The sequence below is a fragment of the Pseudogemmobacter humi genome, assembly GCF_900609055.1.
Classification (GTDB): domain Bacteria; phylum Pseudomonadota; class Alphaproteobacteria; order Rhodobacterales; family Rhodobacteraceae; genus Pseudogemmobacter; species Pseudogemmobacter humi.
The window spans coordinates 243,177-265,962 of the sequence record NZ_UXAW01000051.1; the positions used below are offsets into that span (position 1 = coordinate 243,177).

Sequence of the window (22,786 nt, forward strand, 5' to 3'; positions counted from 1 at the left end):
GGCTAATACCCCGTCAGACGACCAAGGGATGCGCGCGACATGTTCGACACGATGACGATGACCAAGGCGACCGGCGCAGTCTGCGGGGCACTTCTCGTGCTGCTGCTTGGCAACTGGGCCGCATCTGCGCTTTACAGCACCAGCCCGGCCGGCGGCCACCATGGCGAAGAAGTCGCCCAGGCCTATACGATCGACACCGGCGCGACCGGCGGCGATGAGGGCGGCGCGGCCGAAGTGGTGGATTTCGCCACCATCTACGCCAATGCCGATGCAGCGGCGGGCGAAAAGATCTTCAACAAATGCAAGGCCTGCCACAAGCTTGATGGCGCCGACATCACCGGCCCGCATCTGAACGGCGTGGTCGACCGCGAGATCGCCAGCATCGCCGGCTTCGCCTATTCGTCCTCGATGGCCGATCACAAGGGCGCCCACTGGACGCCCGAGACGCTGGACACTTTCCTGACCTCGCCCAAGGCTTTTGCGGCCAATACGAAAATGTCCTTCGCCGGCCTGCCCAAACCCGAGGAGCGCGCGAATCTGATCGCCTTCCTCGCGACCCAGAACTGAGGCAGGGCAACCGCCCGACCGGAACCACAGGCCGCGCCCCCCGGGTGCGGCCTTTTTCGCAGCGCGGCCCAAAGTCACGCAATCGCGCCTTTTCCTTGAACTGCCGGGCCTTTAGCATCAATGATCCTGAGGGACAGAATGCCGGAGGATCGGATGGGTGCGGCGCAGGGGGCGAAAGGCGGCAGGGCAGGGGCCCGGGCGGTTCGCAGCGGTGGTGACGCAGGGCCCGCGGGCTGGCTTGCGGGGGCGGCGCTGGCGCTGGCGGCGCTGATCGCCCCGGCGGGGATGCTCAGGGCCGAAGAGGTGATCGTCTCGCATGGCATCACCACCTTCAACGGCGACGAACTGAAGCTGCCCGCCGATTTCCCGCATCTGCCCTATGTCAACCCCGAGGCCCCGAAGGGCGGCGAGATCAGCCTTGCCGCGGTGCAGGCCGGGTTCGATTCGATGAATCCGTTTTCGGTGAAGGGCCGCGCGGCGCAAGGCTCGCCGATGATGCTGGAAAGCATCCTGACCGGCACCGCCGACGAGATCGGAGCCTCTTACTGCTTCATGTGCATCACGATGGAATACCCGCCCGACCGGAGCTGGGTGGTGTTCAACCTGCGCGAGGATGTGAAATTCTCGGACGGCAGCGCGCTGACCTCGGAAGATGTGATATTCTCTTACCAGACCTTGCTGACCAAGGGCCTGTCGGATTTCCGCACCGTTCTGGCGCAGCAGGTCGAGGGCGCCGAGGCGCTTGGGCCCCACAAGGTGAAATTCACCTTCCTCGAAGGCGTGCCGACCCGCGATCTGCCCGCCACGGTGGGCAGCCTGCCGATCCTCTCGAAGGCGCATTACGAGGCGAACGGGCTCGACCTTGAGGAAAGCTCGATGGTGCCCTTCCTCGGCTCGGGTCCCTATGTGCCGCAGCCGGTGAAAAGCGGCACCTCGGTCAGCTACCGGCGCAACCCGGATTACTGGGCGCAGGATCTGCCCCTCGGCATCGGCCAGAACAATTACGACGTGATCCGCTACGAATATTTCGCCGAGCCGAGCAGCGCGCTTGAGGCGTTCAAGGGCGGGGCCTATACCTTCCGCGAGGAATCCGTCGCCAAGCAATGGGCCGAGCAATACAACTTCCCGGCGGTGCTGAACGGCACGGTGAAGAAAGCCGCGCTGCCTCTGGGCACCAAGGCCAACGGCCAGTCTTGGGTGTTCAACCTGCGCCGCGAAGCCTGGGCCGATCGCCGGGTGCGCGAGGCGATCGCGCTGATGTTCAATTTCGAATGGTCGAACCAGGTCCTGTTCTACGGCGCCTATGAGCGGATCGATTCCTTCTGGGAAAATTCCTGGCTGGAAGCCGAAGGCCCGCCCGCGCCCGAAGAAGCGGCGATCCTGAAGCCGCTGGTCGATGAGGGGCTGCTGCCAGCCGCGATCCTGACCGATCCGCCGGTGTCGCCCGCGGTCTCGCGCGCCGAGCGCCAGCTTGACCGCGGCAATCTGCGCAAGGCCTCGGCGCTGCTGGACGAGGCCGGATGGGAGCCGGGCGCCGACGGCATCCGCCGCAACGCCGGCGGCCAGGTGCTGAGGATCGAGTTCCTGGAGGACAATCCGAATTTCGAGCGCGTGATCGCGCCTTTCGTCGAGAACCTGCGCGCCATCGGCATCGACGCCAGCCTGAACCTGATCGATTCCGCGCAATACGAGGTGCGCACCCGCAACCCGGCCTATGATTTCGACATCATCGGCTCTTTCACCCAGACCGGCTATTTCTCGGGCGCCGAACTGCGGCAGTATTACGGGTCGGAAACCGCCGATATTTCGGTGTTCAACGCGGCGGGGCTGAAAAGCCCGGCGGTGGACCGGCTGATCGGCGTGGTGATGGCGGCGGATTCGATGGAGAGCCTGACCACCGCCACCCATACTCTGGATCGGGTGCTGCGCTACGAACAGTTCCGCATCCCGATGTGGCACAAGGCCGAAAGCTGGTATGCCTATTACGATATGTATGAACATCCGGCGGAACTGCCGCCCTATTCCACCGGCTATCTGTCCTGGTGGTGGGTGAACCCCGACAAGGCGGCCGCGCTGAAGGCCAGCGGCGCTCTGCGCCAGTAACCTTTTGAACAGGCTAAGATTTTGGGCGCCTATATCCTCAGACGGCTTCTTCTGGTGATCCCGACCCTGTTCGGGATCATGCTGATAAATTTCGCGCTGACCAATGTGGTCCCCGGCGGGCCGCTGGAACAGATCGAGGCCCGGCTGGAAGGCTCGGGCGATTCCATCGCCGCGCTTGGCGGGGCCGGGGGCGACGCCGGCAGCGGGGCCGAGCGCGAAAGCGGCTATACCGGCGCGCGCGGCCTGTCGCCCGAGTTCCGCGCGAAGCTGGAGGTGCAGTTCGGCTTTGCCCGCATCACCTGCGCCGAGGGTTTCACCGGCACCCCCGACATCCGCCGCGAGGAATGCGAGAAGGAGATGATCCCGTTCTGGGAGCGTTTCGGCATCATGATGTGGAACTATGCCCGTTTCGACCTGGGCGAGAGCTATTTCCGCAAGATCTCGGTGGTTGACCTCGTGATCGAGAAGATGCCGGTCTCGATCACCCTCGGGCTGTGGTCGACGCTGATCGCCTATCTGATCTCGATCCCGCTTGGCATCCGCAAGGCGGTGAAGGACGGAAGTTCCTTCGACACCTGGTCCTCGGGGGTGATCATCGCCGCCTATGCGATCCCGGGTTTCCTGTTCGCGATCATGCTGATGGTGCTGTTCGCGGGCGGATCCTACTGGCAGATCTTCCCGCTCAGGGGGCTGACCTCCGACAACTGGGACCAGCTTTCCTGGTTCGGCAAGGTCAAGGATTACCTCTGGCACATCACTTTGCCGGTGACGGCGCAGCTGATCGCCTCTTTCGCCACCCTGACGCTGCTGACGAAGAACAGTTTCCTCGATGAGATCCGCAAGCAATATGTGATGACCGCCCGCGCCAAGGGCCTGTCGGAGCGGCGGGTGCTTTACGGCCATGTCTTCCGCAATGCGATGCTGATCATCATCGCGGGCTTCCCTGCGCTGTTCCTCGGGGTGTTCTTCGGTTCCTCGCTGATCATCGAGATGATCTTCACCCTCGACGGGCTGGGCCTGCTGGGCTACCGCGCCGCGATCGAGCGCGATTATGCGGTGATGTTCGGCACGCTTTTCGCCTTCGGGCTGATCGGGCTGGTGGTCGGGATCCTCTCGGATATCATGTATGTTCTGGTCGATCCCCGGATCGACTTTGAAAAGAGGGCGGGCTGATGGCGCTTTCCCCGCTCAACCAGCGCCGCTGGCGCAATTTCAGGGCCAATCGCCGGGCGTTCTGGTCGCTGATCCTGTTCGCGGTGCTGTATCTGCTGACGCTCGGCGCCGAGCTGATCGCCAACGACCGCCCGCTGCTGGTGCGCTATCAGGGCAGCTATTACATGCCGTTTCTGAAATTCTATTCGGAACAGACCTTCGGCGGCGATCTCAGGACCGAGGCGAACTACCCCCAGACCGAGGTGGAATGTCTGATCGTCACCGGCGGGCATGAGGAGTGCTTCTACGAGACCGACGAGGTGCTGGCCGAGGCGCGCGCGAAGGGCACCGTTCTGGGCGAGCCGGTTCAGACCGGCTGGATGCTCTGGCCGCCGATCCCCTATAAATACAACACCATCGTGAACACCGGCGGCGTGGCGCCGGGCAAGCCTTCGGCGCAGAACTGGCTGGGCACCGACGAGGCCAGCCGCGACGTGCTGGCGCGGGTGATCTATGGCTTCCGGCTTTCCGTGACCTTCGCGCTGATCGTGACGGTGCTGAACGCGGTTTTCGGCGTGGCGGCGGGCGCGGTCCAGGGCTATTTCGGCGGCAAGACCGATCTGATCTTCCAGCGGGTGATCGAGCTGTGGTCCTCGGTTCCGTCGATCTATGTCATCATCATCCTGACCGCGATCTGGGCGAAGAGCTTCTGGCTGATGGTGTTCCTGATGGTGCTGTTCGGCTGGACCTCGCTGGTCGGCGTGGTCCGGGCCGAGTTTCTGCGGGCGCGCAACTTCGAATATGTCCGGGCTGCCCGCGCGCTCGGGGTGCCCGATCTGCAAATCATGTTCCGCCATATGCTGCCGAACGCGATGGTGGCCACGCTGACCATGCTGCCCTTCATCGTCACCGGCACCATCGGCTCGCTGGCGATGCTGGATTACCTCGGCTTCGGCCTGCCCGCCTCGGCGCCGTCGCTCGGCCAGTTGTCGCGCCAGGCGCAGCAGAACCTCCAGGCGCCGCATCTGGCGTTTGTCTCGTTCTTCACCTTCGCCATCATGCTGACGCTCTTGATCTTCATCTTTGAAGGCATCCGTGACGCGTTCGACCCCAGAAAGACCTTCCGATGAGCCTGCTTGAGGTCCGTGACCTGAAAGTCACCTTCGCCCAGGACGGCCGGAAGATCGCGGCGGTCAAAGGCGTGTCCTTCACCGTGGAGAAGGGCGAGACCGTGGCCCTTGTCGGCGAGAGCGGCTCGGGGAAATCCGTCACCGCTTTGTCCACCGTGGGGCTCCTGGCCGATAACGCCACGGTGGAGGGTTCGGTGCGCTGGAAGGGCCGGGACATCGCCGGCCTGCCCGAGGATGAGTTGCGCAAGATGCGCGGCGACGACATCAGCTTCATCTTCCAGGAGCCGATGACCAGCCTCAACCCGCTGCATTCGATCGAGCGCCAGATCATGGAGAGCCTGGAGCTGCACCAGGGCCTGCGCGGCGACAAGGCGAGGGCGCGGGTGCTGGATCTTCTGAACAAGGTCGGCATCCGTGACGCCGAAAGCCGGCTGACCGCCTGGCCGCATCAGCTTTCGGGCGGGCAGCGCCAGCGGGTGATGATCGCGATGGCGCTGGCGAACGGGCCGGATCTGCTGGTCGCCGACGAGCCGACGACCGCGCTCGACGTGACGATCCAGGCGCAGATCCTGGAGCTTCTGGCGGGGCTGAAACGCTCGGAAGGGCTGAGCCTTCTGTTCATCACCCATGATCTGAACATCGTGCGCCGCATTGCCGACCGGGTTTGCGTGATGCAGGGCGGCGAGATCGTCGAACAGGGCCCTGCGGCCGAGGTTTTCGCCCGCCCGCAGCACCCCTACACCAGGAAGCTGCTGGCGGCCGAGGCGACCGGGCGGCCCGATCCGGTGCCCGCGGATGCGGCCGAGGTGGTGCGCTCAGAGCATCTGAAGGTCTGGTTCCCGATCACCAAAGGCTTCTTCAAGCGCGTCACCGGCCATGTGAAGGCCGTGAATGACGCCAGCGTCCAGGTCCGCGCCGGGGAAACGCTGGGCATCGTCGGCGAAAGCGGATCCGGCAAGACCACGCTGGCCTTGGCGCTGATGCGGCTGATCGGCTCGGAAGGCCCCGTCACCTTCATGGGCCGCGACATCACCCGGCTTGGCGGGCGGGGCTTGCGCGATCTGCGCCGCGACATGCAGATCGTGTTCCAGGACCCCTACGGCAGCCTCTCGCCCCGGATGACGGCCGAGCAGATCATCGCCGAGGGCCTTGGCGTCCACGGGCTGGAGCCGGGACGCAACCGCCGCGAGATGGTGGCCGGGATCATGGCCGAGACCGGCCTCGACCCCGCCACCATGACCCGCTACCCGCATGAGTTTTCCGGCGGCCAGCGCCAGCGCATCGCCATCGCCCGCGCGATGATCCTGCGCCCGAAGCTGGTGGTGCTGGACGAGCCGACCTCGGCGCTGGACATGACCGTGCAGGTCCAGATCGTCGAACTTCTGCGCGGGCTGCAACGCAAATGGGGCCTCGCCTATATCTTCATCAGCCACGACCTGCGGGTGATCCGCGCCATGTCGCATAAGGTGCTGGTGATGCGGGCAGGCGATATCGTGGAATCGGGCAGCACCGAACAGATCTTCGACGCGCCGCAGACCGATTATACCCGCGCCCTGATGAAGGCGGCTTTCGGCGAACTGGCGGCGGCAGAGGAAGTCCTGGCTTGAACATCCTCTTCGTGCATCAGAATTTTCCCGGCCAGTTCCCGCATCTGGCGCCGGAACTGGTGCGGCGCGGCCATCGCTGCCATGCGCTGACCGATGCGAAGAACGACCGCGCCTCGCCGATCCCCACCTGGCGCTACCGTTTCGCCCCCGAGCCGGTGGATCCCCGCGCGACCCGGCTGGGGCGCAACTATACCACCATGTCCGATCGCGGCGTGGCGGCGGCGCGGGCGGCGCAGGCGATCCGCGACCGCGAGGGCTTCAGCCCCGATGTGATCATCGGCCATTCCGGCTGGGGTGAGACGCTGTTCCTGAAAGAGGTCTGGCCGCAGGCGAAACTGCTGGTCTATTCCGAATTCTACTATCGCGGCATCGGCCTCGATGTGGGATTCGACCCGGAATTCAGCCCCGGCGGGTTTGATCAGGTGATGATCAGTCAGGGCCGGGCGGCGCATCTGGGCCAGGCGCTGATCCATGCCGACCGGGCGCTGGCGCCGACCCGCTGGCAGGCCTCGACCCTGCCCCCGCTCCTGCAACCGATGACCGAGGTGATCTTCGACGGGGTGGACACCGATCTGGTGCGCCCCGATCCCGCCGCGGCCCTTACCCTGCCGGGCGGGCAGGTGATCCGCGCGGGCGATGAGGTGCTGACCTTCGTCAACCGCAACCTGGAGCCCTATCGCGGCTACCATATCTTCATGCGGATGCTGCCCGAGGTGATGAAAGCCCGGCCCGCGGCGCAGGTGGTGGTGGTCGGCGGCGATGAGGTCAGCTATGGCGCCACGCCCCCGGGCGCGAAGGGCTGGAAGGACGTGTTCCTGAACGAGGTGAAGGACCGGCTCGACCTGTCGCGGCTGCATTTCACCGGCAAGCTGCCCTATCCCGACTATCTGCGGCTGATGCAGATCTCCCGCGTCCACGCCTATCTGACCTATCCTTTCGTGCTGTCCTGGTCGATGGTCGAGGCGATGGCGGCGGGCGCGCTGGTGGTGGGCTCGCGCACCGCGCCGGTGGAAGAGATGATCCGCCACGATGAGACCGGCCTGCTGGTCGATTTCTTCGATCTCGACGCCTGGGCGCGGCAGATCACCGAATGCCTTGCCGATCCCGCGCGGTTCGACAGGATCCGCCAGGCCGCCCGGCGGCATGTGGCAGAGAACTACGATCTGACGCGCATCTGCCTGCCGCGCCAGGTGGCGCTGGTCGAAAGCCTGGCGCCGTAAGCGTCAGACCGCCGCCGAATGCTGCGCTTTGGCGCTGTCGTATTCGTCGAAGGCGCGGGCGACCATCCGGGTCAGCGGCCGGCCGCGCTCGGCGATGATGAAAGCGCCGTTGCGGATCTCGACCATATCCTCGAATTTCGCCGCCGCCGCGCGGAACAGCACATCGATCCGGGCGGGATCGGCGCCGAAACCCTCGATCAGCTCGGCCGCTTCGACGCGGAAATCGCACATCAGCGCCTCGATGATCCGGGCGCGCAATTTGTCCTCGCCGCGGAACTGGTGGCCCTTGTAAGCCGGGAACCGGCCCTCGCGGATCGCCTTTGTATAGGCGGCGGTGGCGGGCGCGTTCTGCGCATAGCCCTGCGGAAAGCGCGAGATCGACGAGGCGCCCAGCCCGATCAGCGCCCCGGCGCGGTCGTCGGTATAGCCCTGGAAGTTGCGCTTCAGCTGCCCGGCCTTCCAGGCGCGCGACAGCCCGTCCGAGGGCAGCGCGAAATGGTCGATGCCGATCTCGTCGTAGCCATCGGCGCGGAACAGCGCCCGGGCGGTCTCGAACAGCATCAGCCGCTCCTGCGGCGTCGGCAGGCTGTCCGAGGGGATCAGCTGCTGGCGGCGGCTCATCCAGGGCACATGGGCATAGCCGTAAAGCGCCACCCGGTCCGGGGCCAGCGACAGCAGTTTCTGCACCGAATCGGAGATACGTGTTTTGTCCTGATGCGGCAGACCGTAGAGGATATCGGCGTTCAGGCTGGTCACGCCGCGTTCGCGGATCGCCTCCGAGACGCGCCGGGTCAGGGCGTAGCTCTGGTCGCGGCCGATCGCCTTCTGGATCATCGGATCGAAATCCTGCACCCCGATCGAGGCGCGGTTCATCCCCGCCCCGGCCAGCGCGTCGAGCCTGGCGTCATCGGCCTCGTTCGGGTCGATCTCGACCGAGAACTCGCCGCCCGCGGCCATCGGGGCCACCGAAAAGATCGTGTCGGCCAGGCGGTGGATTTCGTCGGGTGGCAGCAGGGTAGGGGTGCCCCCACCCCAATGCAGCCGGGAAAGGGTAATGTTTTTCGGCAGATGGCGCGCAAGCAGCGCGATCTCGTCGCGCAGCGTCTGCGCATAAGCGATGACCGGATCCTCGGATTGCGTGCCCTGGGTGCGGCAGGCGCAGAACCAGCACAGGCGGCGGCAGAATGGCACATGGACATAGAGCGAAATCTGCGCACCTTCGGGAATTGCGCCGATCCAGTCGGCGAACAGCCCCGGCCCGACATCGCCCGCGAAATGCGGCGCGGTGGGATAGGAGGTGTAACGCGGCACCTTCGCGTCAAATAGCCCCAGCCTGGTGAGTTGCGTATCGTTCATCATAGAACTACCTTTAGGCATGTCGGGGCGAGGCTTCCTTGACGCAGATCAATGGCGGAAGGCTTTGGCATGGCGGCGCTGCAGGAAAAGCAGGTGCAGCACCAGGAATGCGGTGACTGTCCGATCAGGCATCGTGCGGTCTGCGCGCGTTGCGACACCGACGAGCTGGTCGCGCTGGAACAGCTGAAATACTACCGCAGCTTTCAGGCCGGGCAGACCGTGATCTGGTCGGGCGACCGGATGGATTTCGTGGCTTCGGTGGTGTCTGGCATCGCCACGCTGACCCAGACCATGGAGGACGGCCGCCGCCAGATGGTGGGGCTTTTGCTGCCCTCGGATTTCGTGGGCCGGCCCGGGCGGATGATCGCCAGCTACGACGTGACCGCGACGACGGATCTGGTGATGTGCTGCTTCCGGCGCAAACCCTTTGAAGACATGATGGTTAAGACGCCGCATGTCGCGCAGCGTCTTCTGGAGATGACGCTGGACGAACTGGATGCGGCGCGCGAATGGATGCTGCTTCTGGGCCGCAAGACCGCGCGCGAGAAGATCGCCTCGCTTTTGGCGATCATAGCGCGGCGCGACGCCTCGCTGCATCTGCGCCAGCCAAGCAGCCAGCTGACGGTGGACCTGCCGCTGACCCGCGAGGAGATGGCCGATTACCTCGGGCTGACGCTGGAGACGGTCAGCCGCCAGATCTCGGCGCTGAAACGCGACGGGGTGATCCGGCTGGAGGGCAAGCGCCAGATCGTGATCCCCGACCTGCGCCGCCTGCTGGAAGAGGCGGGCGACGATTCCGACGGCGGGATGCTGGCCTGACGCCGCCTGAGCCGGCCAGGGCCGGCTGCGGGGGCGCTGCCCCCGGCTCCTGCGGAGCTCCCCCGGGGTATTTCTTCAGGGTGAAAGGGGCTTTCATCCTGAGTTAAATACCCCCGCCGGAGGCTTCCCCGGCAGATGCGGGGCACCGCCGCCGGGGGCTGTTCTCAATGCGCCATGAGCACCGGCACTTTGGTCTGTTCCAGCATGTTACGGGTGGCGCCGCCGAGGATCGCCTCGCGGAAGCGCGAATGGCCATAGGCGCCCATCACCAGCATATCGGCGTCGAGATCCTGGCATTGCCTTGCCAGAACTTCGGAAATCCGCGGCAGGGTGCGCGCCAGCACCGCGACCTCGGCCCGGACTCCGTGGCGCACCAGAAGCTGGCACAGCATGCCGCCGGGGTCTGAGCGCTCCGGCCCGTGGGCGGGCGGGTCGACCACGGTGATCACCACCTGTTCGGCGCGTTTCAGGAAGGGCAGCGCGCGCCGCGCGGTGACCATGGCCTCGCGGCTCTGGTTCCAGGCCAGCACGATGCGTTTCGGGACCGGCGAGGCAAGGCCGGTTTCGGGAACGATCAGCACCGGCGCCATGCCCTCGAACATCGCCGCCTCGGCCACAGCCTCGGCTTCGGGGCCGGCGCCGTCGAGATAGGGTTTGGGCAGCACCACCAGATCGGCATAGCGCGCCCGCGCGCCCACCAGCTCGCTGAGCGCGCCGAGCTGGCTGACCGCCGAATCGATCGACCAGCGCAGATCCTGGCCCTGGGCCGAGAGCGCGGCGCGCAGCCCGGCCTCGTTGGCGGCGACCTCTTCGGCGGCGCGCTCCATCGCGACCTGCATCAGCATCGCGCCCGAGCCGATATAGGCATAGCCGAGCTGCGAGCGGTCGACGCCGAGCGCAAGGGTTTCGAGATGCGCGTCCATTTCGAGCGCGATTTTTGCGGCGGCATCCACCGCGACGGGAAGCCCGGCGGCAGAGCTGGCAACGGTCAGCAGGGATTTATAGGCCATCGGGATACCTCCGTCCGGGGTTCAGCTTGCGAAAAGACTAGGCGCAGAGCGGATGCTGCGCTTTGATGAATGTCAAATGCCGGGCCGGGACGTGTTGACGCAGATCAATGCGCGCCGGTTGCGGGCAGATCACAAGGACACTAGTCGAAAACCCTGTCCGGGGGCGAGTCGTATGCGCCTCCGGCCCGGATAACGAGAGACGAGGGAACGCATTCATGTGGGATTATGCGAAACTGATCGCGCTTGGCGCCATCGCGGTGCTGGCCGCGATCGCGGCCAATCACGCCCGCGATCTGGCCTATCTGGTCAACGCAATCACCGTCGCTCTGGCTGCGGGTATCGCCTTCGTGGTGGTCCTTCGCGGCGTGGGCGAGCCGAAGGTGGTCAACCGGAACGAATATCTTGACGGCGTGATCCGTCTGGGCGTGATCGCCACCGCCTTCTGGGGTGTCGTGGGCTTTCTTGTCGGCGTGGTCATCGCGCTGCAACTTTCGTTCCCCTGGCTGAACTTTGAGGTATTGCAGGGCATCGGCAATTTCGGACGGCTGCGGCCGCTGCACACCAGCGCGGTGATCTTCGCCTTTGGCGGCAACGCGCTGATCTGCACCGCCTTCTACGTGGTGCAGCGCACCTCGGCGGCGCGGCTCTGGGGCGGCAACCTGGCCTGGTTCGTGTTCTGGGGCTGGCAGCTGGTGATCGTTCTGGCGGCGACCGGCTATATCCTCGGCGGCACCCAGTCGAAGGAATATGCCGAGCCGGTCTGGTATGTCGACATCCTGATCACCGTGGTCTGGGTCGCCTTCCTTGCGGTCTATGCCGGCACGCTGATGAACCGCAAAGAGCCGCATATCTATGTGGCGAACTGGTTCTACCTCTCGTTCATCCTGACCATCGCCATGCTGCACCTCGTGAACAACATGGCGGTGCCGGTTTCTGTCTTCGGCTCGCAGTCGGTGCAGCTTACCTCGGGCGTGCAGGACGCCATGATCCAGTGGTGGTATGGCCATAACGCCGTGGGCTTCTTCCTGACCGCGGGCTTCCTTGGCATGATGTATTATTTCGTGCCGAAACAGGCCGAGCGTCCGGTCTACAGCTACAAGCTGTCGATCATCCACTTCTGGGCGCTGATCTTCCTGTATATCTGGGCCGGCCCGCACCACCTGCATTACACCGCGCTGCCGGAATGGGCCGCGACCCTGGGGATGGTGTTCTCGGTGATCCTGTGGATGCCTTCGTGGGGCGGCATGATCAACGGTCTGATGACGCTTTCGGGTGCCTGGGACAAGCTGCGCACCGACCCGGTGATCCGCATGATGGTGGTGGCGATCGGCTTTTACGGCATGGCGACCTTCGAGGGTCCGATGATGTCGATCAAGGCGGTGAACTCGCTGAGCCACTATACCGACTGGACCATCGGCCACGTGCATTCCGGCGCCCTTGGCTGGAACGGCATGATCACCTTCGGCGCGCTCTACTATCTGACGCCGCGGCTCTGGAACCGTGAGGGCCTCTACAGCCTGCGGCTCGTGAGCTGGCACTTCTGGCTCGCCACCATCGGCATCGTGCTCTACGCCTCGTCGATGTGGGTCTCGGGCATCATGGAAGGGCTGATGTGGCGTGAGGTCGACGCGAACGGCTTCCTTGTCAACGCCTTCGCTGACACCGTGGGTTCGAAATTCCCGATGAACGTCGTGCGTGCCCTGGGCGGGGCGATGTACCTGCTGGGCGGCCTCATCATGGCCTACAACCTCTGGATGACCGTGCGCGCCCAGGACGCCCGCGCGCCGGTCAATGCCAACAATGCCATCCCGGCAGAGTGAGCGGGAAACAGATGTCCATTCTAGAGAAACACAAGAAGATCGAAACCCATGCCACGCTGATGATGGTTCTGGCCTTTCTGGTCGTGACCATCGGCGGCCTCGTGCAGATCGTTCCCCTGTTCTACCTGGAGAACACCATCGAAAAGGTGGAGGGGATGCGCCCCTACACGCCTTTGGAACTGGCCGGGCGCGACATCTACATCCGTGAGGGTTGCTACAACTGTCACAGCCAGATGATCCGCCCGATGCGCGACGAGATCACCCGCTACGGCCATTACTCGCTGGCGGCCGAGTCGATGTATGACCATCCGTTCCAGTGGGGCTCCAAGCGCACCGGGCCGGATCTGGCCCGGGTGGGCGGCCGCTATTCCGACGAATGGCATGTCGACCACTTCATGGATGCCAAGCAGGTGGTGCCGGAATCGCTGATGCCGCCCTATGGCTTCCTGGCCAAACGGGTGATCGACGGCCGCTATATCGAGGATGTGGTCAGAACCCATGCGCTGGTGGGCGTGCCCTACAGCGAGGACATGATCGCCAATGCGAAGGCCGACTTCCTGGCCCAGGCCAATCCCGATGCCGACAGCGACGGCCTTCAGGAACGCTATGGCGAAGCGGCCTTCGGGCGCGCGGTCAATGTGCGCAACTTCGACGGCCAGGCAGCCCTGACCGAGATGGACGCGCTGATCGCCTTCATGCAGGTCCTCGGCACGATGGTCGATTTCTCGACCTTCACTCCAGATCCGACGCGCTGAGGAGGGGCAGAGATGGAGACCTATTCTTTCCTGCGCACTCTGGCCGACAGCTGGGGCCTTCTGGTCATGACCCTGTGCTTCCTCGGGATCATCGCCTGGGCCTTCCGGCCCGGCAGCCGCAAGACGCATGAGGAGATCGCCAGTTCGATCTTCCGCAACGAGCAGAAGCCAGTCCCGCAGGCCGGGACCCGCGACGAGGAGGCCCTCTGATGGCCGGCGACGACAAACACGACAGCCCGCACAACCCCGACAACCGGATCGAGCTTGACCGGCTGTCGGCTGACGAGAAGCACAAGGCCGATATCCTCGCCCATCCGGGCGGCGAGGCCCAGGGCAAGGCGCTGCACGATCCGGTGCCGAAGGCGAAGGCCCGCAAGGCCGCCGCCCGCGGCAGGCTGCCCGCCGAAGTGGCCACCACCGGCCACTCCTGGGACGGGATCGAGGAATACGACAACCCGATGCCGCGCTGGTGGGTCTGGGTGTTCTATCTGACGATCATCTGGGGCATCGCCTATACGATCGCATATCCGGCCTGGCCGCTGATATCGGGCGTCACCCAGGGCGTGATCGGCCAGGACAACCGCGCCGCCGTCTCGGCCGAGATCGCCGGCTGGGAAGACAAGAACGCCGGGGTCAAGGCGCAGCTGGTCGAGACCGATCTGAACGCGATCGGCGACGATGCGCAGCTGGCCAGCTTCGCCGAGAATGCCGGCGCCGCCATCTTCCGCACCCATTGCGCCCAGTGCCACGGCGCCGGGGCGGCGGGGGTCCAGCAACTCGGCTATCCGAACCTGCTGGACGACGACTGGCTCTGGGGCGGCGACATGGAGTCGATCCACTACACGGTGACCCATGGCATCCGCAACACGACCGACGGCGATGCGCGCTATTCGGAAATGCCGAAATTCGGCGCCGACGAACTGCTTGAGAAAGAGCAGATCGCCGGGGTGGTGGAATATGTCCTGCAACTCTCGGGCCAGGAACATGACGCCGCGCTTGCTGCGGACGGGGCCACGGTCTTCGCCGACAACTGCTCGTCGTGCCATATGGAAGACGGTAAGGGCGACCGTTCCCAGGGCGCGCCGAACCTGACCGATGCGGTCTGGCTCTATGGCGGCTCGCGCGAGGCGATCACCCACAGCGTGAATTTCGCGCGCTTCGGGGTGATGCCGAACTGGAACGCCCGGCTGACCGAGGACGAGATCCGCGCGGTCGCCTGGTATGTCCACAGCCTGGGCGGCGGCGAATAAGCCAAGCCCGATACGGCGAACGGCAAGGGCCCCCTCGCGGGGCCCTTGTTCTTTGGAGCGGGCAGAAAACCGCCGCATATGGTGGATTTCGGACAGAACCACAGGCTCAGGCGCCGGGGGCGGTCTGGCATCTGGACCATAACGCGGGCATCGCGCCGGAGAGGGCTGCGGCCTCCGCTGCCATGCGGATCCATCCTGGCCAGATGCGGGCGCCGCAGGCCGGAGCGATCTCCGCGGACCCCGGCCGACCAGGGGCTAAGGCCTGTGTGGCGCTTTATCGCGCCCGCGCCGAATCCTCTTTCGTCGCGGGGGCGAAGATGATGTCTGACGGCACGGCCCCCGGTTTGACCCATGTCAAGGCGCCGGCCGCGCGGCTCTGCCATCAGGGGATACACCCCGGACGGGCCTCGGTCGGTTCAGGGTGCGGCCCCGGACCTCCCTCCTGTTCGCGCGTTTCCATGGGGGGACCGGGGCCTTGCCGTCCGCCACCCACCGCGGGGCTGCGGCAAAATCGCCCTGCGGCGTGGTGTCGGATCAAAGTTGTATCGGCGATGGAATATTGACGCATGTCAATGACGGGTTCCGATCCTTTTGCGATAGATTATCCCACAGCCGAATCCCCGGAGAATTCTGTGTCCAGTCCCGAAGCCAGCCCGCCCAGCCTCTATGCGGCGCGTGAGCCGATCTTTCCCCGCCGCGTCAAAGGCAAGTTCCGCACCGCCAAATGGTGGATCATGGCGTTCACGCTGGGGATCTACTACCTGACGCCCTGGATCCGCTGGGACCGGGGCCCGAACCTGCCAGACCAGGCGGTGCTGGTCGATCTGGCCAACCGGCGCTTCTTCTTCTTCATGATCGAGATCTGGCCGCACGAGTTCTACTTCGTCGCGGGCCTTCTGATCATGGCGGGGCTGGGGCTGTTCCTGTTCACCTCGGCCGCCGGGCGGGTCTGGTGCGGCTATGCCTGCCCCCAGACGGTCTGGACCGACCTTTTCATCCTGGTCGAGCGATGGGTCGAGGGCGACCGCAACGCCCGCATCCGGCTGCACCGCCAGAAATGGAACGGCGAGAAGCTGCGCAAATACGGGCTGAAATGGACGGTCTGGTTCCTGATCGCCCTGGCGACCGGCGGCGCCTGGATCTTCTATTTCACCGATGCGCCCACGCTCCTGCGCGATCTTCTGGCCTTCGAGGCCCATCCGGTCGCCTGGATCACCATGCTGATCCTGACGCTGACCACCTTCGCCTTCGGCGGCTTCGCGCGCGAGCAGATCTGCATCTACGCCTGCCCCTGGCCGCGGATTCAGGCCGCGATGATGGACGAGGACACCATCACCATCGCCTATCGCGACTGGCGGGGAGAGCCGCGCGGCAAGCAGAGCGTCGCCGGAAACGGCGATTGCATCGACTGCATGGCCTGTGTGAACGTGTGCCCCATGGGCATCGACATCAGGAACGGCCAGCAACTGGCCTGCATCACCTGCGGGCTCTGCATCGACGCCTGCGACGATACGATGGACCGGATCGGCAAGCCGCGCGGTCTGATCGACTATATCGCGCTGACCGACGAAACCCGCGAACGCCAGGGCGGGGCGCCGATTCCGGTCTGGAAACACGTGCTGCGCCCGCGCACCATCCTCTACACCGCCTTGTGGACGGGGGTGGGGGTCGCGCTGGTGGTGGCGTTGTTCCTGCGCTCGGCCATCGACGTGAACGTCACGCCGGTCAGGAATCCGACCTATGTGGTTCTGTCGGACGGCACCATCCGCAACACCTACGACATCCGCCTGCGCAACATGCAGGGCGAGCCGCGCTGGTTCGATTTCTCGGTCGCCGCCGATGCGCCGCTGAATGTGGCGATCGAAGGGGTCGAGGGCGCGCGGATCGAAGTGCCCGCGAACGAAACCGCGCATGTGCGTCTTTATCTGACCGCCGCGCCCGGCAGCACCGCCGCCGAGGCGCCGCGTAGCGAGGTGCAGATCTGGATCGAGGGCGAGGCCGTCCCGGGCGCTGGTTCGCCCGCGGGCGACCGGGTGGCGCGAAACACTGTCTTCAACGGAAAGGGAGGCTGAGCCCATGACCGAGGCCCGCGCGCGCGAGTTGAAGGGGCGGCACGTTCTGGCGATTGTGCTTTGTGCTTTCGGGGTGATCATCGGGGTCAATCTGGTGCTGGCCTGGAAAGCGGTTTCGACCTTCCCGGGGCTCGACGTGCAAAGCTCTTACGTCGCCGGCCAGAATTTCGACGCGCGCCGCGCCGCGCAGGAGGCGCTTGGCTGGACGGTCGCGCATGACTACGGCGATGGCCGCTTCCGGCTGTCGTTCACCGATGCGGCGGGCGCCCCGGTCGAGGTCTCGGAGCTGAAGGTTCTGATCGGCCGCACCACCATCGCGCGCGACGATACCCAGCCGGAGTTCACCTGGCTGAACGGCTCTTACGAGGCGGATGTCGAACTGCCCACCGGCGAGTGGATGATGAAGATCACCGCCGTGGCCAAAGACGGCACCCTGTTCGAGCGCCGCGACGACTTCATCGTGAGGAACTGATTCATGAGCATCGCGGGCAGCGATATCGACGGCGCCATGACCCCGGGCGGCATTTCTGCCTGTCCGGCCTGCGCCGTCGCCCCCGCAGCAGCGGATCTGGCGCGCCAGGCCCCCAAAGACGCGCGGATCATCCTCTCGCTGCCCGCCGCCCATTGCGCGGAATGTATCTCGACGGTGGAAAAGGCGCTGGAACGGCAGGAGGGCGTGCGCTCGGCCCGGCTCAATCTGACGCTGAAACGGGTTTCGGTCGATGCCGCGCCCGGGATCACGCCCGACCAGCTGATCGCGGTGCTCGACGCCGCGGGATACGAGGCTTACGAGCTGGACCCGGGTCTTCTGTCCGTGACCGAGACCGACCGGCAGAGCCGCGATCTTCTGATGCGGATGGGGGTCGCGTTCTTCTCGATGATGAACGTGATGCTCCTGTCGGTCGCGGTCTGGTCGGGGGCCGAGGGCGCGACGCGCGACATGTTCCACTGGATCTCGGGCGCGATTGCGCTGCCGACGGTGGTGTTCTCCAGCCAGCCGTTCTTCAAATCGGCGTGGAAGTCGCTGAAGGCCGGGCGGCTCGGGATGGATTTCCCGATCAGCCTCGCCATCGTGCTGGCCTGCGGCATTTCGATCTTCGAGACCATCAACTCCGGCCCGCATGCCTATTTCGACGCGGCGGTGATGCTGACCTTCTTCCTGTTGATCGGGCGCTATCTCGACCACCGCACCCGCGCCATCGCGCGCTCGGCCGCGCAGGAGCTTGCCGCGCTGGAAGTGCCGCGCGCCATCGTGATCCAGGACGGCGCCGAGGTCACGAAATCCATCGCCGAGGTGATCCCCGGCGATCTGGTGCTGGTGCGCCCCGGCGGGCGGATGCCGGTCGATGGCGAGGTGATCAAGGGCGCGTCCGAGATCGACCGCAGCCTGCTGACGGGCGAGACCCTGCCGGTCGCGGTCGCCCCCGGCGTGATGGTCAGCGCGGGCGAGGTCAACCTGACCGGCCCGCTGACCCTGCGCACCACCGCGGCGGGCCGAGACAGCTCGCTGCACCGGATGGCCGATCTGGTCGCGGTGGCCGAGGCGGCCAAGACGAAATACACCTCGCTCGCGGAAAAGGCGGCGCATGCCTATTCCTCGATTGTCCATGTGCTGGCGGCGGTCGCCTTCACCGGCTGGCTGATCTACACGGCGGGCGATCTGCGGCTGTCGGTCAATATCATGGCCGCCGTGCTGATCATCACCTGCCCCTGTGCGCTTGGGCTTGCGGTGCCGGCGGTGCTGACCTCGGCCTCGGGGCGGCTGTTCCGCAAGGGGATGCTGATCAAACAGGGCACCGCGCTGGAACGCATGGCCCAGGTCGATACGGTGGTGTTCGACAAGACCGGCACCCTGACCATGGGCGCGCCCGAGGCCGCCGATTTCGACGCCCATCCGCTTGCCGCGCAAGAGGTCGCGCTGGCGCTGGCGGGGGCCTCGTCGCATCCTTTGGCGCTGGCGCTGGCCGAGGCGGCGCGCGCGCGCGGCGTGCGGCCCGCGCTGGTCGAGGAGATCCGCGAAGTGCCGGGCTACGGCGTCGAGGGCCGCTGGAAGGGGCTGCGCGTCCGACTGGGCCGCGCCGAATGGTGCGGTGCCGAGGGCGTGGGCGAAACCGCGACTTACCTTGCTGCGGGCGAGGGCGATCCGCGAGCCTTCACCTTCACCGACCGGCTGCGTCCGGGCGTGACGGAACTGATGGCGGCGCTGAAAGCCGGTGGACAGAAGATCGTGCTCCTGTCGGGCGATACGCCTGCGGCGGTGGGCGCGCTGGCGGCGAAGCTCGGGATCGACGACTGGTCGGCGGGTGTGCTGCCGGCCGAAAAGGCCCGCCGCGTCGCCGATCTGAAAGCGGCGGGGCGCCATGTGCTGATGGTGGGCGACGGGCTGAACGACACCGGCGCGCTGGCCGAGGCGCATGTCTCGATCTCGCCTGCCTCGGCGCTGGATGCGGCGCGGGTGGCTTCGGACATCGTGCTTCTGGGCCAGGATATGTCGCCGATTGCGGATGCGATCCGCATCAGCCGCCAGGCCTCGCGCCGGATCATCGGGAACTTTCAGATTTCGGCCGGTTACAATATCATCGCGGTGCCGCTGGCGCTGATGGGGCTGGCGACGCCCTTAGCGGCGGCGCTGGCGATGTCTCTGTCGTCGATCACCGTGTCGCTGAACGCGCTGCGGCTGAAATAGGGGAAAGCGATGGAAATCCTTGGTATATTGATTCCGGTTTCGCTTTTCATGGGCGGCGTGGGGCTGGTGGCTTTCATCTGGGCGATGCGCACCCGCCAGTTCGACGACCCCGAGGGCGATGCGAACCGCATCCTCACCGGCGACTGGGACGACCGGCCCCGGCCCGACTGACAGCCGCCTGAAAGCAAAACGGCCGCATCCCCGGGGGTGCGGCCGTTTTCTTTTGGCGGGGCAGGGGGGCTTACGCCGGCCCCATCGTCTCGCAGGCCATGCCGCGCGCGCGCAGGCGGCGGCAGGCCAGATCAGCCTGATCCTCGCTGAGGCCGAGGAACGAGGCGCGGTATTTGCCGCCGCGTTCGGTCACTTTGCGCAGGCCCTGATCCAGGGTGGCGCTTTCCGCGAGGCCGGTCTTCAGCAGCGCGCGCTCGGCCTCATAGCGCGAGGCATAGGCGCCGACCGCAACCCCCCAGCCCCGCGAGCCCGAGGTGGATTTCGAGATCACCACCAGTTCTTCTTCCGGCGCGGCGGCGGGTTCGGCCGAGGCGAGCGCCACGCTGTCGAAGATCGGCGCCTTGCGGGCGGGCGCGGCAGGCTCTTCGATCACCGCCGTCGCATCGGCGGCGACGGTTTCCACCGCGGTCACCTGCTGTTCGGCTGCGGCCTCCCAGGCCTCCGGTTCCGCCAGCGCGAAGGGCAGATCGGCGGGCGCGGGCTCTGCCGGCGCCACGGCCAGCATCACCTCTTCCGCCGGGGCGACGGTTTCCAGCACCGGCGCTGGGGCGGGCGCGGCTTCTGCCACCAGGGTTTCCGCAGCAGGGGCGGCCCCGGGCTGCGCCAGATGTTCGGGGCGCGGCTGCGGCCGCAGACCGGCAAGCGCCGGATCTGTCGCAGGGGCGGGCGTCTCCGCCGGAGCCTCACCCGCGGCCAGCGCCATGGCCTGAGCCTCAAGACCGCCGGGCGCGGCGCCTGCCGCCAGGGCTCCGGCCTGGGCCTCCAGCGATCCGGCGGGCGCCTCGCCCGGGGCTGCGACTGCGGGGGCCGGTTCGGCCAGCGCCACGACCTGGGCCTCCAGCGTTCCTGCGGGGGGCGGCTCGGCCACGGCCTCGGCAATCGCGCTTTCCACCCCTTCGGCGATGGCGGCGGCCAGAGCATCGGGCACCTGCGGCGCGGCGGCTTCGGCGACCATCGCCGGGGCCGCAGCCGCACCGGGCCGGGGTTTGGGCCGCGGCGAGCGCAGGACCTCGCCCGAGACGCGGATGGTCTTGGCGGCGCCGCCCGGTGCATCGGGCGTGTCGATGCCGCTCGCGGCCTCGGCCACCAGATCGGCGATCACGTTCTGATCGGGAACCGGCGCGGCATCCGGACGTTTCTCTTTCACCTTGTTCCCGGCAAGGCCGAAGCCCTTGTTCATCAGCTCGACCATCTTCGCGTTGCGCTGCGCGGTGGAGGATCCGCCGAAGATGGTCGCGATGATGCGCTTGTCGCCGCGCTTGGCCGAGGCGGTCAGGTTGAAGCCCGCGGCCACCGTATAGCCGGTCTTGATCCCGTCGGCCCCCTCGTATCCGTCGAGGAAACGGGTGTTGGTGTTGTTGACCTGGGCGATCCCCGCATCGGCGGTGCGGCGCGAGAAGATGTTGTAATATTGCGGGAAATCGTAGAACAGATGCCGCCCGAGCAGCGTCATGTCGCGTGCGCTCGACAGATGGCCGGGCGCGGTCAGCCCATGGGCGTTCTTGAACGTCGAGTTCTTCATCCCGAGCGCGCGGGCGGTGCGGGTCATGCGCTGCGCGAAGGCCGATTCCGATCCGGCGATGTGATCCCCGAGCGCCGCGGCCGCGTCATTGGCGGATTTGATCGCGGCGGCGCGAATCAGATAGCGCACCTTGATCTTCTGCCCTGGTTTCAGCCCGAGCCGCGACGGCGGCTGTGCGGCGGCATGTTTCGACACCGTAACCACGGTATCGAGCGACATACGGCCCGCCTGGATCTCCTGGAAGGTGATGTAGAGCGTCATCATCTTGGTCAGCGACGCCGGGTGAAGCTGGGTGTCCGCGTTCTGCGACCACAAAGTCTCGCCGGTGCGCGCATCCATGATGATGGCAGCGAAGGGGGCGGCCTGCACCGGCGCAGCGGCCAGATGTGCGAAGAACGCCAGAACAATCGTCAGGGTGCGGAGAAACCGCCCGATAAGCGATGCCACGTCGCCGTTCCTTTTTGCCTGTCCGGGCCCCTGTTTTTTGGCGGGGCCTCATTTCTGCCTGGACCCGAGGCTAACACAGAGCGATGCGCCGGAAAACCCACAAGTTTCAAAGACTTTCAGCAGCTTGCCCGACTTGTGGCCCGGGCGCAGCAGCGGCCATATCCTGGGCGCGGGCTGCCCGTGCGCGCTATTCCCAGGGGCTGGCGGCCAGTTCCTCGACCAGCCCGGGCAGGCCCGAGAGGTCCGGCAGGCTGCGGTAACGGGGGTTTTCCGCCGGTTCATCGGCCGATTCCAGCTCCCATGCCGGGCCGTGGGGCACATGCACCGCCCAGGCGCCGGCGTCGATTGCCGCGACCACATCGGATTTCATCGAATTGCCGGTCATCAGCGCCCGGTCCGCCCCGCTCCCATGGCGCGCGAAGATCCGCTGGTAGACCTGGGGCGTCTTGTCCGAGACGATTTCCACCGCGTCGAAGAAATCCCCCAGTCCCGATTGCGCCAGCTTGCGCTCCTGATGCAGCAGGTCGCCCTTGGTGATCAGAATCAGCCGGAACCGCCCCGCCAGCGCCTGAACCGTTTCGCGCGCATGGGGCAAAAGCTCCACCGGATGATCCAGCATCGCCCGCCCCGAGCCCAGCAGTTCCGAGATCACCGAGGCCGGCACCCGGCCCTCGGTCACTTCGATGGCGGTCTCGATCATCGAGAGCGTGAAGCCCTTCACCCCGAAGCCATAGGCGCCGATGTTGCGCCGCTCGGCCGCGAGCAGCCTTTCGTGCAGGCGGTGCGGATCGGCGTAATCGCGCAGAAGGTCGGTGAAACGCTCCTGCGTCAGGCGGAACCAGGCCTCGTTTTGCCAGAGCGTGTCGTCCGCGTCGAAACCGATGGCCGAGATCATGCGTTTCCCCTTTGCGCCCCTCTTGCCGGTCAAAGACGGTCAAGGCAATCCCTGCCCCTTTTCGTTCAGGGAAAACCCATTATATTTCAGGGAAGCTGTTCTTATGACGATTCCCCCCGGCCCAGCGGAGACACCAACCTTGTC

General features: G+C 66.0%; 19 protein-coding genes. 15 read left to right on the forward strand and 4 right to left on the reverse strand.

All coding sequences use genetic code 11. The features are described from left to right. Window positions 1-39: 39 nt before the first annotated feature. The 6 genes from XINFAN_RS07380 to XINFAN_RS07405 all read left to right on the forward strand — a co-directional run bounded on the left by XINFAN_RS07380 (window position 40) and on the right by XINFAN_RS07405 (window position 7,779). Window positions 40-567 (forward strand): c-type cytochrome, encoded by a 528-nt coding sequence (locus tag XINFAN_RS07380; RefSeq protein WP_124085842.1) that lies wholly within the window; start codon window positions 40-42, stop codon window positions 565-567. 138 nt (window positions 568-705) lie between these two features. Further along, entirely contained in the window at window positions 706-2,670 is a 1,965-nt protein-coding gene (locus XINFAN_RS07385; RefSeq protein WP_233352158.1) for an extracellular solute-binding protein, read from the forward strand. A 21-nt stretch (window positions 2,671-2,691) separates the two neighbouring features. Further along, on the forward strand, window positions 2,692-3,843 hold the full coding sequence (locus XINFAN_RS07390) for a microcin C ABC transporter permease YejB (RefSeq protein WP_124085843.1): 1,152 nt from the start codon (window positions 2,692-2,694) through the stop codon (window positions 3,841-3,843). Continuing rightward, window positions 3,843-4,952: an ABC transporter permease gene (locus tag XINFAN_RS07395; RefSeq protein WP_124085844.1), complete on the forward strand. Its 1,110-nt coding sequence runs from the start codon at window positions 3,843-3,845 to the stop codon at window positions 4,950-4,952. Before XINFAN_RS07390 ends, XINFAN_RS07395 begins: the two co-directional genes overlap by 1 nt. After that, window positions 4,949-6,559: an ABC transporter ATP-binding protein gene (locus tag XINFAN_RS07400; protein WP_124085845.1), complete on the forward strand. Its 1,611-nt coding sequence runs from the start codon at window positions 4,949-4,951 to the stop codon at window positions 6,557-6,559. Before XINFAN_RS07395 ends, XINFAN_RS07400 begins: the two co-directional genes overlap by 4 nt. After that, window positions 6,556-7,779, forward strand: a complete 1,224-nt coding sequence (locus XINFAN_RS07405; protein WP_124085846.1) for a glycosyltransferase — start codon at window positions 6,556-6,558, stop codon at window positions 7,777-7,779. Before XINFAN_RS07400 ends, XINFAN_RS07405 begins: the two co-directional genes overlap by 4 nt. A 3-nt stretch (window positions 7,780-7,782) precedes the next feature. Here XINFAN_RS07405 and hemN read toward each other — a convergent pair whose 3' ends face one another. Continuing rightward, the gene (hemN, locus tag XINFAN_RS07410; protein WP_124085847.1) at window positions 7,783-9,138 is read right to left on the reverse strand and encodes an oxygen-independent coproporphyrinogen III oxidase; all 1,356 of its coding nucleotides are present in this window, start codon (window positions 9,136-9,138) and stop codon (window positions 7,783-7,785) included. Between the two features lie 66 nt (window positions 9,139-9,204). Between hemN and fnrL the strand changes: the two genes are divergently transcribed. Then, window positions 9,205-9,954 (forward strand): transcriptional regulator FnrL, encoded by a 750-nt coding sequence (gene fnrL, locus XINFAN_RS07415; RefSeq protein ID WP_124085848.1) that lies wholly within the window; start codon window positions 9,205-9,207, stop codon window positions 9,952-9,954. Window positions 9,955-10,118: 164 nt separating this feature from the next. Here the strand turns inward: fnrL and XINFAN_RS07420 are convergent, their stop codons facing one another. Continuing rightward, window positions 10,119-10,964: a universal stress protein gene (locus XINFAN_RS07420; protein ID WP_124085849.1), complete on the reverse strand. Its 846-nt coding sequence runs from the start codon at window positions 10,962-10,964 to the stop codon at window positions 10,119-10,121. Window positions 10,965-11,179: 215 nt separating this feature from the next. On the opposite strand from XINFAN_RS07420, the gene ccoN reads away from it, so the two are divergent. From ccoN to ccoS, 8 genes are all read left to right on the forward strand, one after another. Further along, complete coding sequence (gene ccoN / locus XINFAN_RS07425) at window positions 11,180-12,784, forward strand: cytochrome-c oxidase, cbb3-type subunit I (RefSeq protein WP_124085850.1); 1,605 nt, start codon at window positions 11,180-11,182, stop codon at window positions 12,782-12,784. 11 nt (window positions 12,785-12,795) lie between these two features. After that, window positions 12,796-13,539 carry a cytochrome-c oxidase, cbb3-type subunit II gene (gene ccoO, locus XINFAN_RS07430; protein WP_124085851.1) on the forward strand — a complete coding sequence of 248 codons (744 nt, stop codon included), beginning with the start codon at window positions 12,796-12,798 and terminating at the stop codon, window positions 13,537-13,539. 12 nt (window positions 13,540-13,551) lie between these two features. Beyond that, window positions 13,552-13,749 carry a cbb3-type cytochrome c oxidase subunit 3 gene (locus tag XINFAN_RS07435; protein WP_124085852.1) on the forward strand — a complete coding sequence of 66 codons (198 nt, stop codon included), beginning with the start codon at window positions 13,552-13,554 and terminating at the stop codon, window positions 13,747-13,749. Then, window positions 13,746-14,789 carry a cytochrome-c oxidase, cbb3-type subunit III gene (ccoP, locus tag XINFAN_RS07440; protein ID WP_233352165.1) on the forward strand — a complete coding sequence of 348 codons (1,044 nt, stop codon included), beginning with the start codon at window positions 13,746-13,748 and terminating at the stop codon, window positions 14,787-14,789. The genes XINFAN_RS07435 and ccoP overlap by 4 nt, the downstream gene beginning before the upstream one ends. 632 nt (window positions 14,790-15,421) lie before the next feature. Further along, window positions 15,422-16,861 carry a cytochrome c oxidase accessory protein CcoG gene (gene ccoG, locus XINFAN_RS07445; RefSeq protein ID WP_124085854.1) on the forward strand — a complete coding sequence of 480 codons (1,440 nt, stop codon included), beginning with the start codon at window positions 15,422-15,424 and terminating at the stop codon, window positions 16,859-16,861. A gap of 4 nt (window positions 16,862-16,865) precedes the next feature. Further along, the gene (locus tag XINFAN_RS07450) at window positions 16,866-17,333 is read left to right on the forward strand and encodes a FixH family protein (RefSeq protein WP_124085855.1); all 468 of its coding nucleotides are present in this window, start codon (window positions 16,866-16,868) and stop codon (window positions 17,331-17,333) included. Between the two features lie 3 nt (window positions 17,334-17,336). Beyond that, window positions 17,337-19,547 carry a heavy metal translocating P-type ATPase gene (locus XINFAN_RS07455; protein ID WP_124085856.1) on the forward strand — a complete coding sequence of 737 codons (2,211 nt, stop codon included), beginning with the start codon at window positions 17,337-17,339 and terminating at the stop codon, window positions 19,545-19,547. 9 nt (window positions 19,548-19,556) lie between these two features. After that, window positions 19,557-19,718, forward strand: a complete 162-nt coding sequence (gene ccoS / locus XINFAN_RS07460; protein ID WP_124085857.1) for a cbb3-type cytochrome oxidase assembly protein CcoS — start codon at window positions 19,557-19,559, stop codon at window positions 19,716-19,718. 70 nt (window positions 19,719-19,788) lie between these two features. Here the strand turns inward: ccoS and XINFAN_RS07465 are convergent, their stop codons facing one another. Next, window positions 19,789-21,747, reverse strand: a complete 1,959-nt coding sequence (locus XINFAN_RS07465) for a serine hydrolase (RefSeq protein ID WP_124085858.1) — start codon at window positions 21,745-21,747, stop codon at window positions 19,789-19,791. A gap of 187 nt (window positions 21,748-21,934) precedes the next feature. Beyond that, complete coding sequence (locus tag XINFAN_RS07470; protein ID WP_124085859.1) at window positions 21,935-22,642, reverse strand: HAD family hydrolase; 708 nt, start codon at window positions 22,640-22,642, stop codon at window positions 21,935-21,937. Window positions 22,643-22,786 lie beyond the last annotated feature (144 nt).

Bases quoted from the DNA above. Each gene is read 5' to 3' on its own strand.
- ccoO (WP_124085851.1), top strand. From the start codon at position 12,796: ATGTCCATTCTAGAGAAACACAAGAAGATCGAAACCCATGCCACGCTG.
- XINFAN_RS07380 (WP_124085842.1), top strand. From the start codon at position 40: ATGTTCGACACGATGACGATGACCAAGGCGACCGGCGCAGTCTGCGGG.
- hemN (WP_124085847.1), bottom strand. From the start codon at position 9,138: ATGATGAACGATACGCAACTCACCAGGCTGGGGCTATTTGACGCGAAG.
- ccoS (WP_124085857.1), top strand. From the start codon at position 19,557: ATGGAAATCCTTGGTATATTGATTCCGGTTTCGCTTTTCATGGGCGGC.
- fnrL (WP_124085848.1), top strand. From the start codon at position 9,205: ATGGCGGCGCTGCAGGAAAAGCAGGTGCAGCACCAGGAATGCGGTGAC.
- XINFAN_RS07400 (WP_124085845.1), top strand. From the start codon at position 4,949: ATGAGCCTGCTTGAGGTCCGTGACCTGAAAGTCACCTTCGCCCAGGAC.
- ccoN (WP_124085850.1), top strand. From the start codon at position 11,180: ATGTGGGATTATGCGAAACTGATCGCGCTTGGCGCCATCGCGGTGCTG.
- XINFAN_RS07470 (WP_124085859.1), bottom strand. From the start codon at position 22,642: ATGATCTCGGCCATCGGTTTCGACGCGGACGACACGCTCTGGCAAAAC.
- XINFAN_RS07420 (WP_124085849.1), bottom strand. From the start codon at position 10,964: ATGGCCTATAAATCCCTGCTGACCGTTGCCAGCTCTGCCGCCGGGCTT.
- XINFAN_RS07455 (WP_124085856.1), top strand. From the start codon at position 17,337: ATGAGCATCGCGGGCAGCGATATCGACGGCGCCATGACCCCGGGCGGC.
- XINFAN_RS07450 (WP_124085855.1), top strand. From the start codon at position 16,866: ATGACCGAGGCCCGCGCGCGCGAGTTGAAGGGGCGGCACGTTCTGGCG.
- XINFAN_RS07395 (WP_124085844.1), top strand. From the start codon at position 3,843: ATGGCGCTTTCCCCGCTCAACCAGCGCCGCTGGCGCAATTTCAGGGCC.
- XINFAN_RS07435 (WP_124085852.1), top strand. From the start codon at position 13,552: ATGGAGACCTATTCTTTCCTGCGCACTCTGGCCGACAGCTGGGGCCTT.
- XINFAN_RS07385 (WP_233352158.1), top strand. From the start codon at position 706: ATGCCGGAGGATCGGATGGGTGCGGCGCAGGGGGCGAAAGGCGGCAGG.